The sequence below is a fragment of the Galbibacter sp. genome, from assembly GCF_048266365.1.
In the GTDB taxonomy this organism is placed as follows: Bacteria; Bacteroidota; Bacteroidia; order Flavobacteriales; family Flavobacteriaceae; genus Galbibacter.
Genome location: NZ_JBLWZP010000010.1, coordinates 73,406 through 87,613, shown reverse-complemented (window position 1 = coordinate 87,613; position 14,208 = coordinate 73,406). Strand labels below are relative to the sequence as shown.

Below are 14,208 nucleotides of genomic sequence, written 5' to 3'. Positions count from 1 at the left end.
CTAAAGGCTCTATTTTTTCCCTCCTCCTACATAAGAATTAAATATCTTTGGATGCATCAGCAGTATTGAAATGACACTACCACAATTATTTAAAAATATATGGCCTTTTGTCAAACCCTATGGTTGGTTGGTCTTTGCCGCATTATTTCTAACACTGATCGGCTCCTTTACCGCCCAGGTGAATGCACTAACCCTCAAGTATACTGTAGATGAAGTTAATGCGCTAATTCAAGAAGGAGCTGGTTTAAAAGAAGGGCTTAATATATTAATTTTCATCTCCATCATACTCTTGAGCAAGGAGATTGTAAATGTCTTTATCACCTTTGGACAAAAATATTACGGCGAGAAATTGAGGATCTATGTATCTAGAGATCTAGCCCTGACCATCGTTGATAAGATTTTATCCTACCGCATGTCATTCTACACCTCATCTTCGAATGAATCGGGTAAGCTCCAAACCAGAATCGATCGAGGAATTGGGAGTCTTACACAACTGGTCCAAAATTTCTTTATCAATATACTTCCCTTGTTTGCCAATTCCTTTATTGCCCTAGTACTGATGTTCAATGCGAATTTTTGGGTGGGTTTAGTAGGACTGTGTATTGTCCCTATTTATATATATATCACTATAAAACAAGCAAAAACACTCAGTGGATGGCGCAGAAACATGCGTGAATTCAGGGAAAGCAAAAGCCAGGGTATTGTCAACATCATACAATCAATTACTGTTATAAAGTCCTTTAATCGCGAAGCCATTGAATCTGACAAACAGAACACGATTCAGATTGAGATGACGGATAACCAGCTTAAGACCCAGAGAACCGGATTTCTATTTAACGGCATCAAAACCTTTGTAGAACAAATCGGAACTGTAATCATTATTATACTAACTGCCTATCTTGTTTTGCAAGGTTATATGAGTATCGGGATGATTATGTTTCATATTATGCTGTTTAACAATGTCACCGCACCAATCGGGCAACTCCATCGCATATTTGATCAGATGAATGATGCAATGATCTACTCTGAAAGTTATTTTGAGATTATGAACGCAGAGGAAGAAGTTGAAAACTCCGGAAGCTATATTCCAGAATTTCTCACAGGAAAATTTGAGGCCAAAAATGTAGACTTCTCCTACCCAAACGGCACAAAAGCACTTAAGGAAATCAATATTACAATTCAGCCAAATAAAATTACAGCCTTAGTCGGACTTAGTGGTGCAGGAAAAAGTACCGTCATTAATTTACTAGATAAGTTTTACCAGCCCTCAAGTGGCGAAATCTACTTAGATGGTGTCCCACTAAAGGACTATGACACACAATTCATCAGAAATAACATTGGTTTAGTACTTCAAAAAAACCACATCTTCAGTGGCTCCATAGCAGACAACATACGTTATGGTAATCCTGAGGCTACCCTAGAACAGGTGGTGCATGCAGCAAAACAAGCCTATATCCACAAGCAGATCATGGAACTGCCTGGACAATTTGACAGCAATGCACTATTACTTTCCGGAGGACAACAACAGCGTATCGCCATCGCACGGATGTTCCTGAAAAACCCTCCTATCATCTTTCTAGACGAACCGACAGCAAGTTTGGATGCCATTTCCACCGAACAAATTAAAAACAGCTTAGACGCCATCAAAAAAGATCGTACGGTTATTATAATATCGCATAGTATCTCTCAAATTATAGATGCAGATCATATCTATGTAATGGAAAATGGTTGTGTCGCAGAGTCTGGAACTCATGAAGAGATCTACGCCAACCAGTACGTATATAAAAACATTTTTGATGCCATGGCCAGGAGTCTGAATATCGAAAAAATAGCCAAAACATTTGACGACGGAGAAGAACATTACTAGCTCTCTTATATCACAGAGATAATCAATACCCTTGGCTATCCTTTGATAGTAGACAAAAAAAATTTCCCGCCCTTAGGAATGTATCCAAGAACGGGAAATTAACCACTAGCCAAAATATCTAGCTAACTAACCTAAATTTCAACAACAAACTTTAGTTTTTTTGTCCTTCGTGGTTTAATATTCATTGCAACATAACTACCAACCAGGGTTCTGTTCTAAAGTGTTATCACTTAGAACAATCTGTTCTGTTGGAATTGCTGCTAGGTAATCTCTGTTTTCATCAAAACCAAAACCATTTGGAATGATATTCATATAAGGATCGATATACCCATCTGCATTTACCAGAATTGAACTTCCAATCAAATCAGAGAATTCAGTTTCCATATCACTTCCTTGGATTTTGAACCCTAAGAATCTTTTGTTTTGGTAAAGATCATGTGCTCTCCAACGCATTAAATCATCAAATCGCTTTCCTTCCAAGGCCAACTCAACTCTACGCTCTCTTCTCACTTCATTGATTAGATCACTTAGCTCTGGAAATAATTTATTAGGATCCACAGTTGGAATTATAGACATTGGAGGCATTCCAACTCTATTTCTTAACAAGTTGATGGATTTATCCAAATCAGCCTGAGTGAGAGTTCCAAGTTCTGCCTTTGCTTCTGCAAAATTTAGTAGCACTTCAGCATATCTATAAATAATAGCGCCAGTTGAGGATTCAACCTTTTCACTCTCATCAAGAGAACCTCCTTTGTAAATTTGAAACCCTGTAGTAGAAACTGTCTCTCCGTTTTCTCTAAAGGCGGGATACTCAAAGTAGATGTCATCTTGTGAAGCTCTTTCAGTAATCAAAGCCCCTGGTGTACAAATAGTTTGTACAAGTCGTGGATCTCTATTCTCAACGATAGCGGTTAAGCTAGTTTCACTTTCAGTACCATATAAAGGGCTTAATGAGATAGGTAAACCATCTTTACACAAATAAGATTCAACTAAAGATTTTGTCAACCCTGTTCCTGAACCATTCTGCGGAATGTAGTGGCTTACACGGTGCGCTACACCATCAGCTACACTATACTTTTTCCAAAAAATAACTTCATCAACGTTACTGTAATCATAACGGTTAAACAATACTCTATAGGTATCCTCTGTACCGTCATTAAACAAATTGTAATGTCCTTCTGATATCATTGTTTCAGCAGCCTGTGCAGCTAGAGTAAGAAACTTTTTACTTTCATTCACAGGAGCACCGAAAGGTGTCCCGTCATGATATTTCTCCCATGTACCTTCATACAAACCAACCTCAGATTTGAAGGCTAGAGCCACTCCTCTGTGCACTCTAAAGTTTTCAACGCCACTCTTTGGCAATAACAAAGCTAAGGCGCGATCTAAGTCTTCCATAATCTTAGCTGCCAATTCATTTCTAGGAAGCCTTGGCATCAAGAGTTCTGGAGAATCCACATTAAGAGTTTTATCAATGTAAGGAACTCCTCCAAATCTTTTTAGAAGTCTAAAATAGAAATACGCTCTAAAGAAATAAGCCTCCCCATTATAATGGTTAATTAAATCTTCAGGTCCTTGCGCATTTACAGCGTTTTCCAAATAATAATTCACATCACGAATATTGCCGAAGTTCCATGAATTATCAGAACTGGGAGCGATATTATTATTCCCGACAAATCGTTCGTTAATGTTTTGAGGTAACAGGTTATCGCTGTTGTTATCGAATTCGAATATCCCTCCATTCCAACCGTTATGCACAGGGAAGGCCGTATAAAATTGATTCAAGAACAATTTCAAATCATTCTCTGTTTTCCAATATTGTTCTGGAGATATCTCATCTTCCGGAAGCCTGTTCAAAAAGTCATTACTACAAGAAGTAATAAACACGGCTATAAGAACAAATGATAGTATATTATATTTTTTCATTAGAGCTAGTTTTAAAATTCAACATTTAGACCAATTGCAATTGATTTTTGAAGTGGGTAAATTTTCCCATTCCCCCATCTTCCACCTGTGGCCTCAGGATCAAAAACATCAGAAATATTAGTAATGGTTAACAGGTTCTCTGCCGATACATACACTCTGATACGCTCCATGCGTAAACGCTCTAGGATCTGATCAGAGAAGCTATAGCCTAAAGTGACATTTTTTAAACGCAAGTAAGATGCATCTTGTAAATAGCGTGTTTGTGTCTGTTGATTTCGCTCAGCATTGTTAAAGGTAGGCCTTGGATAAAATCCATTTGGATTATCTTCAGTCCAGTGATCTAAATGGGATTTCAACCCAGCAGACTGCCATTGGTTTCCAACTGCACCATAGGTATAAGCTCCTCCAGTCCAAAGATCCCGCTTACCAACACCCTGCCAAAACATTGAGAAGTCGATTCCTTTATAATTCATACCGCCATTTATAGAGTAGGTATAACGTGGAGTTGAATTACCAATAATGACACGGTCACCTGGGTTATCTAGTGTGCTATCTCCGTAGTCGATGATGTTATCTCCATTTTGGTCAACGTATTGAACGTCTCCTGGTTGCCAATCACCACCCCATATAGCAGACTGATCCGGACCATTGTCAATCTCAGCTTGTGATTGATACAAACCAACGGTTTCAAATCCCCAAATTTCTCCCAATTCTTCTCCTACCCTATAGGTATTCAACAAATTGTTAGGATTAGAATATTCAGTAACCTTTGTGACAGCATCAGAAACAATGAAACCAATGTTATACCCAAAGTCTCCAATGTTATCTCTCCAATTTGCACTGAGTTCAAAACCTTTAGTTTCTAAAGAAGCATTGTTAGATTGTGGAGCTCCGGTACCCAATAATGCAGGGTAACGCTCAGCAGGCCCGAACATGTTCTCTGTTGTTCTTTTAAAGAGCTCGAAAGTAAGGTCTAAACGTTGGTTTAATGCGCTGATATCTAAACCGTAGTTATCAGTAGATACTGTTTCCCAAGTAATATCAGGACTAATAAGTCCAGGTGTCAAGGTGTAATTTGGTCGTCCGCTATCGGTTAACCACCAAAGGTTAGTTCGAATAGGCATGCGTCCTATATACAGGTAATTTGCAACATTTTGGTTACCAATACTACCCGTTGAATAACGGAGTTTAAATGTACTGATCGCATCGATATTCCAAAATCCTTCTTTGGCAACGTTATATCCCACAGATATTGAAGGGAAGAAATCCCATCTCATGTCCTCAGCAAACCGAGACGAAGCATCGTAACGACCGTTAACTTCAAGTAAATATTTTTCTTTATAGTTATACCCGATACGTCCGAAATAACCTCTGGTCACATAAGAACCCAAGGTAGCATCAACATAATCCTCTCCTACTGCAGTTCTAATAGATGGAACACTTTCGGTGATCAAATCATCCTTACTTCCAGATAAAGAATTGTACTTAGTTTCTTCTTGTTGGAAACCAATAAGTCCATCAAAGTTATGTGCGTTGTTAATAGATTTCTTATAGGACACCACCAAGTTTGGAGATATATAAGTATTCTTTGACGCATAATTATTGATACTGTTGTTTTGACGAATCAGACGTTCGGCTCCATCAGGCTCAGTAACAGAGACTTTGGCACTGTGGCTTTGTATTTCAGTATGGTAATTTCTATACAACAAACTTGTCGTTAATTTTAAATCCTTTATAGGTTCAAAAATTAAGTTTAAAGATAGATTCGAATTATAAGATTCCGAGTTTCTTCTTCCTCCGTCTACAATGAACGGAATCTCGGACCCATCACTAAAACTTCCATTAGGCATCACCACGCCATTGGTTGGCCAACGTCTGGCAATGTTGTGTAAATACAGTCCCGGATCATAGCTTGGACGCTCTTGATCTATTCTAGCCATTCGCATATTCACATTAAATCGGAACCAATCGGTCATTTTAGCAGTGAATTTTGCATTTAAGTTATAACGTTTATAAGAATCGTCGCCATAGCTCATTACACCAGGGGCATCTAAGAGCCCTGCCGCAACGTGATAACTCACATCCTTTTGTTTACCGGAGAAACTAAGGTTGTGTTGTTTACGAAGTACAATGTCCTTGTACATCACATCAAACCAATCCGTATTGGCATTCGATCCAGAATACTGTTGCCATCTGGTACCATCTTCTGTCGGCACAGTAACAGGAGTATTTACAGGATCATTCATATAAGCTTTAATTCGTCCTATTACATCCTCAGTGAACAATACGCTTCTCCCACCATTTGTAGCTGCCAAATTAAAATATTCAGCAAACTCAAGGGAGTTCATCATTTCCGGTAAATTCAAAGGAGAAGAATAAGAAAAATTGTTGGAGTAGTTAAATTTATGACCATCCGTCGCTGTTCCACTCTTGGTTTTTATTAATATCACCCCAAATGCAGCTCTGGATCCGTAAATAGCAGAGGAGGCAGCATCTTTTAACACGGATATACTCTCAATATCATTGGGATTGATATCATTCATATCACTAGGATTATTTAATGGAATGTCATCTACAATAACCAATGGAGCTCCAGTTCCTTGTAAATTTCCAGCACCTCTAATACTGATATTCATGCTAGCACCGGGCTCCCCGCCAGAGTTTCCAACAGTTAGTTGTAAACCAGGAGCTGCTCCTTGTATGGCCTGCATAACATCAGTAACAGGTCTGTTCTCAATTTTTTCTGCGGAGATTGTACTTACTGCACCGGTTAGGTTTTCTTTCTTCTGAACACCATAACCAACAAGTACCACTTCATCCAAGTTTTCCGCTGACATAGTCAAGCCGATTGAAAGTGGCGCATCATCTTTAATAAGGACCTCTTGAGTCTGGTACCCGATATAACTAAAGGTTACCGTTGTACCACGTTTAACGGTGATGCTAAACTCCCCATCAAAATCGGTCATCGTTCCGTTAGTTGTATTTTTTTCAAGGACGTTAACGCCAGGAATGGGGGAATCCATCTCTGTATCCATAACCTGCCCTTTCACTGTGATGACATTTTGTTGTGCAACCAGCGGTATGCAGGAACAAAAAACACAAAACAAAAGAATTAAGTTTTTCATAAATAGTTTGTTAGATAGTTTTTGATTAATAGCTAATAGTAGTCGATAAATTAGAATTCATAAATTTTATAAGAAACCGTAAATAACCAGAGCTCTGAGGTTCGATTTCGGCGAGCAAAGTATGCAATAAGTTAAATAAGTGTTAATAAAATAGGGCAACATTTAGGATACTATTGTTTTACTTTTGGGATACATGTTGTATCTTCCCCATCGGTAATACCCAGTATTTATAGGTGTTAAGCGACACATATATGTCGTACATAGATATATAACACAGATAATCAATGGGTAACAAAAGAGAAATGTGCGATGCGTAAATTAGTATTATTTTTTCTACTATCATTAAACCTAACATTTGCCCAGCAATATGATTTGCGATTTAAAACCATTGATCATAAGCAAGGCATTTCTTCCAAACGAATCTCTGCAGTACTTCAGGACTCTAATGGAATACTATGGATGGGCAATAGAATTGCCATAGATAGATATGACGGTGATAAAACTATCCCATATACCTTACCGAGGAACTCTAATGTCAATAAATTAGCAGAAGATGCGTATCAAAACATATGGGCGACCACCTACACTGGGCTTTATGTTTTAATTAAAGGAGATCGGGAGTTTAAAAAAATTCAACATCCGAATATTGATCTTCGTCAGTACTTGAGTCAAAATATTATTAGCATGGCACTAATTGACGGAGATTTGGCGTACCTAGGTACCGATACAGGTGCACTGCTTAAGTTTAAATACAACGAACAAGGAAATATTATTGATGGAAGTCTTAAGCTTATCCCTACTTTAGAAAGGCAAACTATCACCTCAATACATAAAGGTTCAGACGAGAGCCTATTTTTGGGCACCGCTAAAGGAATGGTTCTAACGCTTAAAAATGACAAAGTTACCTCGATTCCACTGGATCAACAAACAAACAACACCAGAGTCAATGATCTCACCATGGACCAAGACGGATACCTTTGGGTAGCTACAAATGGAAACGGCCTTTTTAAAATAAATATTTCTCGAAGTGAGGTGAGACATTATAAAAGAAATTCGAATCCGGGGACATCTATTAACAACAATATTGTATTATGCCTGCTGAGCGAAAAACGAAAGGTTTGGATAGGCACTGATGGAGGCGGTTTAAACCTCTATGACAAAACAAGCGAGGAGTTCCATTACTACACTCAGAACTACTACAATCCCGAGAACATTCCAGACAATTCTATACTGGCCATTGAGAGAGGGCATAACAACAATATTCTACTGGCTACAGTGCATGGCGGACTATCGATTGTCAAAAATAGATTCGTCATAAAAAATATTCCCGCACTAGAAATAGGTTTTTCACATAAGGATCAACAGGGATCGACCATACTTGAAGATAGTTTCGGACACATATGGCTTTCTGCCGGGAGAAACGGATTAGTTCGTTACAACCCCAAAGATAAAACCTCCTCCTTCTACATAGACAACCCGGCAATTAATACAGACCTCAACGGAAGTATTGTGATGTCACTTTTGGAGGACAAAAATAATAGATTATGGATTGCCACCCTTAGAGGTGGACTGAGTATTCTTGATATCAAAACCAATAAATTTATCCCCATTAATGAGTTCAGTAGATTAAAGGGAGCCTACGCCTTGGAACTGGATAAACATGGAGATATATGGGTTGGACACAGGATCGGAATAACGGTGTTTGACAGCCAATTCAATATAAAACAACATCTATTTCCCAATGAGCATGAGCGATCCTCTTCCAACCTGGTAAATGTCATTTTAAAAGATGTAAAAGGCGACATGTGGGTCGGAACCTCCAACGGCCTATTTCGGTATGAAAAAGACGGAACATCCTATAAACAATATAGTTATTATCATCACGACCAAGACAGTAGCTCAATAAGTGGCAACTATATTCGATCCATTGGTCAAACTAATGACCTAAACATCTTAGTCGGAACCTACGGTTATGGACTCAATAAGTACAATCGTTCAAACAACACATTTGAGCGTTATAAGCAATTCGATAAAATAAAAGGAAATACTATTGAAGGAATTTTAAAAGACCATTCTAACAATATCTGGTTGAGTACCAATATGGGTCTAACTAAAATAGATACTTCGGGGAGCATAACCAACTTTAACGAAAATGATGGCATCTATACCTTTAACGGAAGTGGCGCATATTTAGCGAAAAACGGAGATATACTCATGGCAGGGGCCTTCGGACTTTCGTCTTTTTCACCGCACCAATTACAACCCACTACCCTAGAATCTAAAATTAATTTCACCTCTGTAATTGCAAAAAATGAAGATTCAGAATCTCATATTAATTCAATTAAGCTCGCTAGGTACAAGAATAATCCTGAGCGAACAATTGAACTTCAGCCACAAACTACTTTTTTAACCATTACCTACACTAGTTCTGACCCTATCATATCACAGGATTTATGGTATGCCTACTCCATCGAAGAATTAAAGGATTCTTGGAACGAAGTCGGAAACCTTAGAACCATCTCATTTACAAATTTAGACCCAGGCAATTACACCTTAAAAGTAAAGGCCATGGATCAAAATGGCAATCCCAGTAAGCACATCGCCAGTTTACAGCTAAAGGTGCTTCCTGCCCTATGGCAGACGCTTTGGTTTCGAATTGTGATCTTCCTTGTTCTGATCATTCTCATTAGCATTACCTATCACTGGAGAGTCTCCGTATTAAAAGATAGAGAACAAAAATTAAAACAGCTTCTGGAGAACAAAACAGAAGAAGTAAAATACCAACAAAATAAAATCCTTGGAAACAAAATGAAAATCCTTAAAATTGAGAAGGAGCACCACGATCTGCAACAAAAACAGCTCAGAGCAGAACTCAATTTTAAAAACGAAGAATTGACCAATAACACTCTTAGGGCAGTCCATAAAAATGACTTATTAAATACCATAAAAGAGAAACTCAAAGAGGAGATAAAACAAAAAGAAATTAGCAAGAAAAGTATTTCGACCTTAATTAATCATATTAACGATAGCTTTATGTTCGATAAGGAATGGGATCATTTCTATTCACTTTTTAACGAAATCCATCCAGCCTTCATCAACAACCTAAAAGTCAGGTACCCAAACCTGAGTGAACGCGATATAAAACTATGCGCATTGATTCTGATGAAATTCACCTCAAAAGATATCGCGACTTTGTTTGGTATCTCGGTGAGTTCTGTAAAGATTGCTCGACACCGTTTGAAGAAAAAGCTAAAACTAGAGTCCCACGAAAAGGTATTGGATAAACTAAAAGAGATATCCAAGGTGACCGCTATTTAAAGCACATATTGCGTCTGATGAGGCTAGTTGAATCTGCTGTAAACAAAAAAATATTACAAACAATAACCAAGTAGCGATCTACAGTGTTATCATTTGTAATATCTTTAATACACATTAGACTCCAAGAGCCCTTATGCCATTAATGAGGCACCACCTCCGAGTTATCAACATCAGTGACTGTGATCGTCTGTGGTCCTGCAGGGAATTTCCAAGAAAACACGTCAGCTTTACGATGACCGTATAAGGCAAATCCCATAGGAGAAAGTATGGAGAATAGATTTTTCTTTATGTCACTATCTCTAGGATGGACAATTTTAAAAGTATTACTCCAACCATTAGCTAAATTAACGGTCACTTTTGAGTTGAGGCGCACCGCATCACCAGGCATTTCTTCCTGGGTTAAGACCTGCGAATCTTTAAGTTCTTCTAGCAGTTCTTTAACGGATTGTTTAAGAACATTATCATTAAAATAATTAGAATTTTTTACCAACTCTTTTAGAACTTCAAGTTCCTTCTTCTCGATGATTAATTTTGTTTTTTCCATGATCTTATAGTATTATGAAGACTGTTTCTTCTATTTTATATTTTGTTTTAATGTTTGTTTTTGAAAATGATCGTCCAACTGAGATTCTTTTATAAACTAAACAGCAACAGTTCCCCTAGAAGAATTCGTTGGAACCTCCTAAAAGCCTATTTTCTGACAATCGTATATATTGATATAAGGTACCCCCTGGCTAATTGACTTTTTTAAATTAATTAGCCTACAGAAATACCCTTAAATACTTTGAATTCTAAAAGAAGACAAAATACACTCATCTCTACATCAGCAAATGTTGTGCCCAATTTACACACCACAACACTAATACTGATAAACTACTAAAGATCAGTAATTTAATAAAATATTAGAATGATTTCAAATAAAGATGCGGGAGATAATTCCCCACCACGGAAAATACACCCCAATAACATTATAAATTGAGTGATTGATGATGTCCTATTAGAATTACGAGAAAAAGCAAAATATGTATTAGAAGGTACAGGGAAATATGCAAGTGTAAAAGGCCATTTTATAGTATTTTATAGCATTTCAATCCAAATTAAATGAACCCATAAAAACTTGAAAACCACACGATTCATAGGAATTGTGTGGTTTTGTGCAGGTATTTAACTACCTAAAAGTGACCTCGGCAGGATTCAAACCTGCAACCTTCTGAGCCGTAATCAGATGCGCTATTCAGTTGCGCCACGAGGCCGTTAAATTAGCAATAAGACATTGCCCAAATGCGGGTGCAAATATAATATATTTTATGATATATGCACCAAATTTTAATTAAAAAAAACGAGTTATTGGTATCTTGTTCTAAACTACCTGCGCATACAAAGAAAACTTATCTTTGTTTTACATTAAATATTTTTGTTTTATGGAACTCATACTTCAACCTTGGCCCTGGTATATATCCGGACCAATACTCGCACTTGTCATGTTTCTGTTGGTCTATTTTGGTAAAACCTTTGGGGTTTCATCCAATTTACGAACCTTATGTTCCATAGGAGGAGCAGGAAAACACGCCGAATTCTTCCGATTCGATTGGAAGTCACAACTGTGGAACCTCACGGTTGTCTTTGGTGCTATTCTAGGAGGTTGCATAGCCTACTTTTTACTAAGTGATCATTCCCTAATGCAGTTGAATACAGCAACTGTACTCCAATTACAAGAATTTGGTTTTGACAATATAGGCGAATCCTTAGTCCCAATGGAAATGTTTGGATCAGAGGCTGTTTTTAGTTTAAAAGGAATCACTATACTCGTTATAGGTGGCTTTTTAGTAGGTTTTGGAACCCGTTACGCAGGTGGCTGTACTTCCGGCCATGCCATCACTGGTCTGAGCAACCTTCAAATTCCTTCACTTATCGCAGTGACAGGATTCTTTATTGGAGGACTGGTTATGACACACTTTATTCTACCCCTATTATTTTAATACTTCAATTATGAAATACATAAAATTTATCGCAACAGGAATGTTACTTGGGATAGTACTTGTAAAGTCAGAAGCTGTATCCTGGTATCGCATTTTTGAAATGTTCCGTTTTGAATCCTTCCATATGTATGGAATCATAGGAAGTGCTGTACTTACCGGAGTCATCCTAATTCAGCTTTCAAAAAAGTTTAAACTAAAGACATACCATGGAGATCCAATGCTACTCCCACCAAAAGACAGAACTAAGTATCGCTATCTTATTGGAGGTATTATTTTTGGTTTAGGCTGGGCGCTCACAGGTGCCTGTCCAGGCCCCATATTCACCCTCATAGGCACAGGACTGTTCTCCATGATTATTGTATTGGCTGCTGCGGTTGCAGGAACTTTTGTATATGGACTTTTAAAAACCAAACTTCCACATTAAAAATGTACATCTAACAAAGCGAACAAGAACACTTTGTTAGAATTCAGAATGGCAAAAAGCTAGTTGTTTCGTACCTTTGAGGTGTTCCTTTAAAATTAACTTTTAGGAACAATGCAAAAAAGTGTACAAAAATGAAAGTTGAACAAATTTATACCGGATGTTTAGCTCAGGGCGCCTATTATATAGAGTCAAAGGGCGAAGTGGCAATCATCGATCCTTTAAGAGAAACAGAACCCTATATCGCTAGGGCTAAAAAAACGGGCTCAAAAATTAAATACATTTTTGAAACTCATTTTCATGCAGACTTTGTCTCCGGTCATGTAGATTTAGCGAAAAAGACAGGAGCTACTATTGTCTATGGTCCTAATGCTGAGACAAGTTATGACATTTACCAAGCTAAAGATGGGGAAGAATTCAGCCTTGGAGACGTGAAAATTAAAGTGCTTCACACACCGGGACATACCCTAGAATCAAGTTGCTACCTGCTAATAGATGCCCAAGGTAAAAACCACGCTCTATTTACAGGAGACACGCTTTTTATAGGCGATGTCGGCAGACCCGATTTAGCCATCAAACAAGATATAACCAAGGAAGATCTTGCTGGAATGCTCTACGATTCCTTACATGATAAAATCATGCCTTTGGAAGATGATTTATTGATCTACCCGGCACACGGTGCGGGTTCGGCCTGTGGGAAGAACATGAGTAAGGATACCGTTGACACTTTAGGTAATCAGAAAAAGACCAACTACGCACTTCAAGAGGATAAGACAAAGGTTGCCTTTATTGAAGAGCTATTAGAAGGCATACTACCCCCGCCTCAATATTTCTCAAAAAACGCCATGCTCAACAAGCAGGGCTATGATACATTCGAACACGTTCTAGATAAAGGAAATGTTCCTTTGGATCCTATCGCATTCGAGCACCTTGCTAACCAAACCTCTGCCGTGGTACTTGATGTTAGATCCCCTGAAGAATTTTTAAAACAACATGTTCCAAATTCTATCTTTATTGGTTTGGACGGATCCTTCGCCCCTTGGGTTGGTGCCTTAATTACTGATCTTGCACAACCTTTGTTACTCGTGGTTCCTGAAGGTAAAGCCGAAGAAACGGTTACCCGATTATCAAGGGTGGGATACGATAACACCCTTGGGTATTTAGAAGGAGGACTTGAATCCTGGATTGCGGCCGGGAAAGAAACACAGACTATTGCATCCATTGATGCACAAACCTTTGAGGAAGACTACCAAAACCAAAAAAACGGCACTAGTAGCATACTGGATGTTCGTAAACCTGGTGAATTTGACACTCAGCACTTGCTTGACGCAGATAGTTTTCCCTTGGATTTTATCAATGAGAACATGGGTGAACTAGACAAAGAAAAACCCTATTACATTCACTGTGCCGGAGGATACCGCTCAGCCATTGCAGCGTCCATACTAAGCGCTAGAGGCTTTACCAAGCTTACAGACATTAAAGGCGGATTTGGTGCTTTAAAAGAGACTGAAATGCCTCTTTCTTAGCAAAATTGCACAATGAATTAAGCTGTATACAGTTGTAGTAAAATTA

8 protein-coding genes and 1 tRNA gene are annotated in these 14,208 nt (G+C 38.1%); 5 read left to right on the top strand and 4 right to left on the bottom strand.

Going from position 1 to position 14,208, the window contains the following annotated elements; translation table 11 throughout:
• Nucleotides 1-70: 70 nt before the first annotated feature.
• Nucleotides 71-1,867: an ABC transporter ATP-binding protein gene (locus ACN0TV_RS13795; protein ID WP_417363503.1), complete on the top strand. Its 1,797-nt coding sequence runs from the start codon at nt 71-73 to the stop codon at nt 1,865-1,867.
• 195 nt (nt 1,868-2,062) lie between these two features.
• On the opposite strand, the gene ACN0TV_RS13790 is transcribed toward ACN0TV_RS13795, so the two are convergent.
• Nucleotides 2,063-3,793 (bottom strand): RagB/SusD family nutrient uptake outer membrane protein, encoded by a 1,731-nt coding sequence (locus tag ACN0TV_RS13790; RefSeq protein WP_417363502.1) that lies wholly within the window; start codon nt 3,791-3,793, stop codon nt 2,063-2,065.
• Nucleotides 3,794-3,804: 11 nt separating this feature from the next.
• Nucleotides 3,805-6,918 (bottom strand): SusC/RagA family TonB-linked outer membrane protein, encoded by a 3,114-nt coding sequence (locus tag ACN0TV_RS13785; RefSeq protein WP_417363501.1) that lies wholly within the window; start codon nt 6,916-6,918, stop codon nt 3,805-3,807.
• Nucleotides 6,919-7,227: 309 nt separating this feature from the next.
• Here ACN0TV_RS13785 and ACN0TV_RS13780 point away from each other — a divergent pair, with 309 nt between their 5' ends.
• Nucleotides 7,228-10,236 carry a ligand-binding sensor domain-containing protein gene (locus ACN0TV_RS13780; protein WP_417363500.1) on the top strand — a complete coding sequence of 1,003 codons (3,009 nt, stop codon included), beginning with the start codon at nt 7,228-7,230 and terminating at the stop codon, nt 10,234-10,236.
• A gap of 139 nt (nt 10,237-10,375) precedes the next feature.
• Here ACN0TV_RS13780 and ACN0TV_RS13775 read toward each other — a convergent pair whose 3' ends face one another.
• The gene (locus tag ACN0TV_RS13775; protein WP_417363499.1) at nt 10,376-10,780 is read right to left on the bottom strand and encodes a GreA/GreB family elongation factor; all 405 of its coding nucleotides are present in this window, start codon (nt 10,778-10,780) and stop codon (nt 10,376-10,378) included.
• A 635-nt stretch (nt 10,781-11,415) separates the two neighbouring features.
• Nucleotides 11,416-11,489 (bottom strand) — tRNA-Arg (locus tag ACN0TV_RS13770).
• A 168-nt stretch (nt 11,490-11,657) separates the two neighbouring features.
• Between ACN0TV_RS13770 and ACN0TV_RS13765 the strand changes: the two genes are divergently transcribed.
• The 3 genes from ACN0TV_RS13765 (at nt 11,658) to ACN0TV_RS13755 (ending at nt 14,162) form a co-directional block, all read left to right on the top strand.
• The gene (locus tag ACN0TV_RS13765) at nt 11,658-12,215 is read left to right on the top strand and encodes a YeeE/YedE family protein (RefSeq protein ID WP_417363498.1); all 558 of its coding nucleotides are present in this window, start codon (nt 11,658-11,660) and stop codon (nt 12,213-12,215) included.
• Between the two features lie 10 nt (nt 12,216-12,225).
• Complete coding sequence (locus ACN0TV_RS13760) at nt 12,226-12,639, top strand: DUF6691 family protein (protein ID WP_417363497.1); 414 nt, start codon at nt 12,226-12,228, stop codon at nt 12,637-12,639.
• A 131-nt stretch (nt 12,640-12,770) separates the two neighbouring features.
• A complete protein-coding gene (locus tag ACN0TV_RS13755; protein ID WP_417363496.1) occupies nt 12,771-14,162 on the top strand; it encodes an MBL fold metallo-hydrolase in 1,392 nt (463 codons plus the stop codon).
• The last annotated feature ends 46 nt before the right edge of the window (nt 14,163-14,208 follow it).

Bases quoted from the DNA above. Each gene is read 5' to 3' on its own strand.
- ACN0TV_RS13795 (WP_417363503.1), top strand. From the start codon at position 71: ATGACACTACCACAATTATTTAAAAATATATGGCCTTTTGTCAAACCC.
- ACN0TV_RS13790 (WP_417363502.1), bottom strand. From the start codon at position 3,793: ATGAAAAAATATAATATACTATCATTTGTTCTTATAGCCGTGTTTATT.
- ACN0TV_RS13785 (WP_417363501.1), bottom strand. From the start codon at position 6,918: ATGAAAAACTTAATTCTTTTGTTTTGTGTTTTTTGTTCCTGCATACCG.
- ACN0TV_RS13780 (WP_417363500.1), top strand. From the start codon at position 7,228: ATGCGTAAATTAGTATTATTTTTTCTACTATCATTAAACCTAACATTT.
- ACN0TV_RS13775 (WP_417363499.1), bottom strand. From the start codon at position 10,780: ATGGAAAAAACAAAATTAATCATCGAGAAGAAGGAACTTGAAGTTCTA.
- ACN0TV_RS13765 (WP_417363498.1), top strand. From the start codon at position 11,658: ATGGAACTCATACTTCAACCTTGGCCCTGGTATATATCCGGACCAATA.
- ACN0TV_RS13760 (WP_417363497.1), top strand. From the start codon at position 12,226: ATGAAATACATAAAATTTATCGCAACAGGAATGTTACTTGGGATAGTA.
- ACN0TV_RS13755 (WP_417363496.1), top strand. From the start codon at position 12,771: ATGAAAGTTGAACAAATTTATACCGGATGTTTAGCTCAGGGCGCCTAT.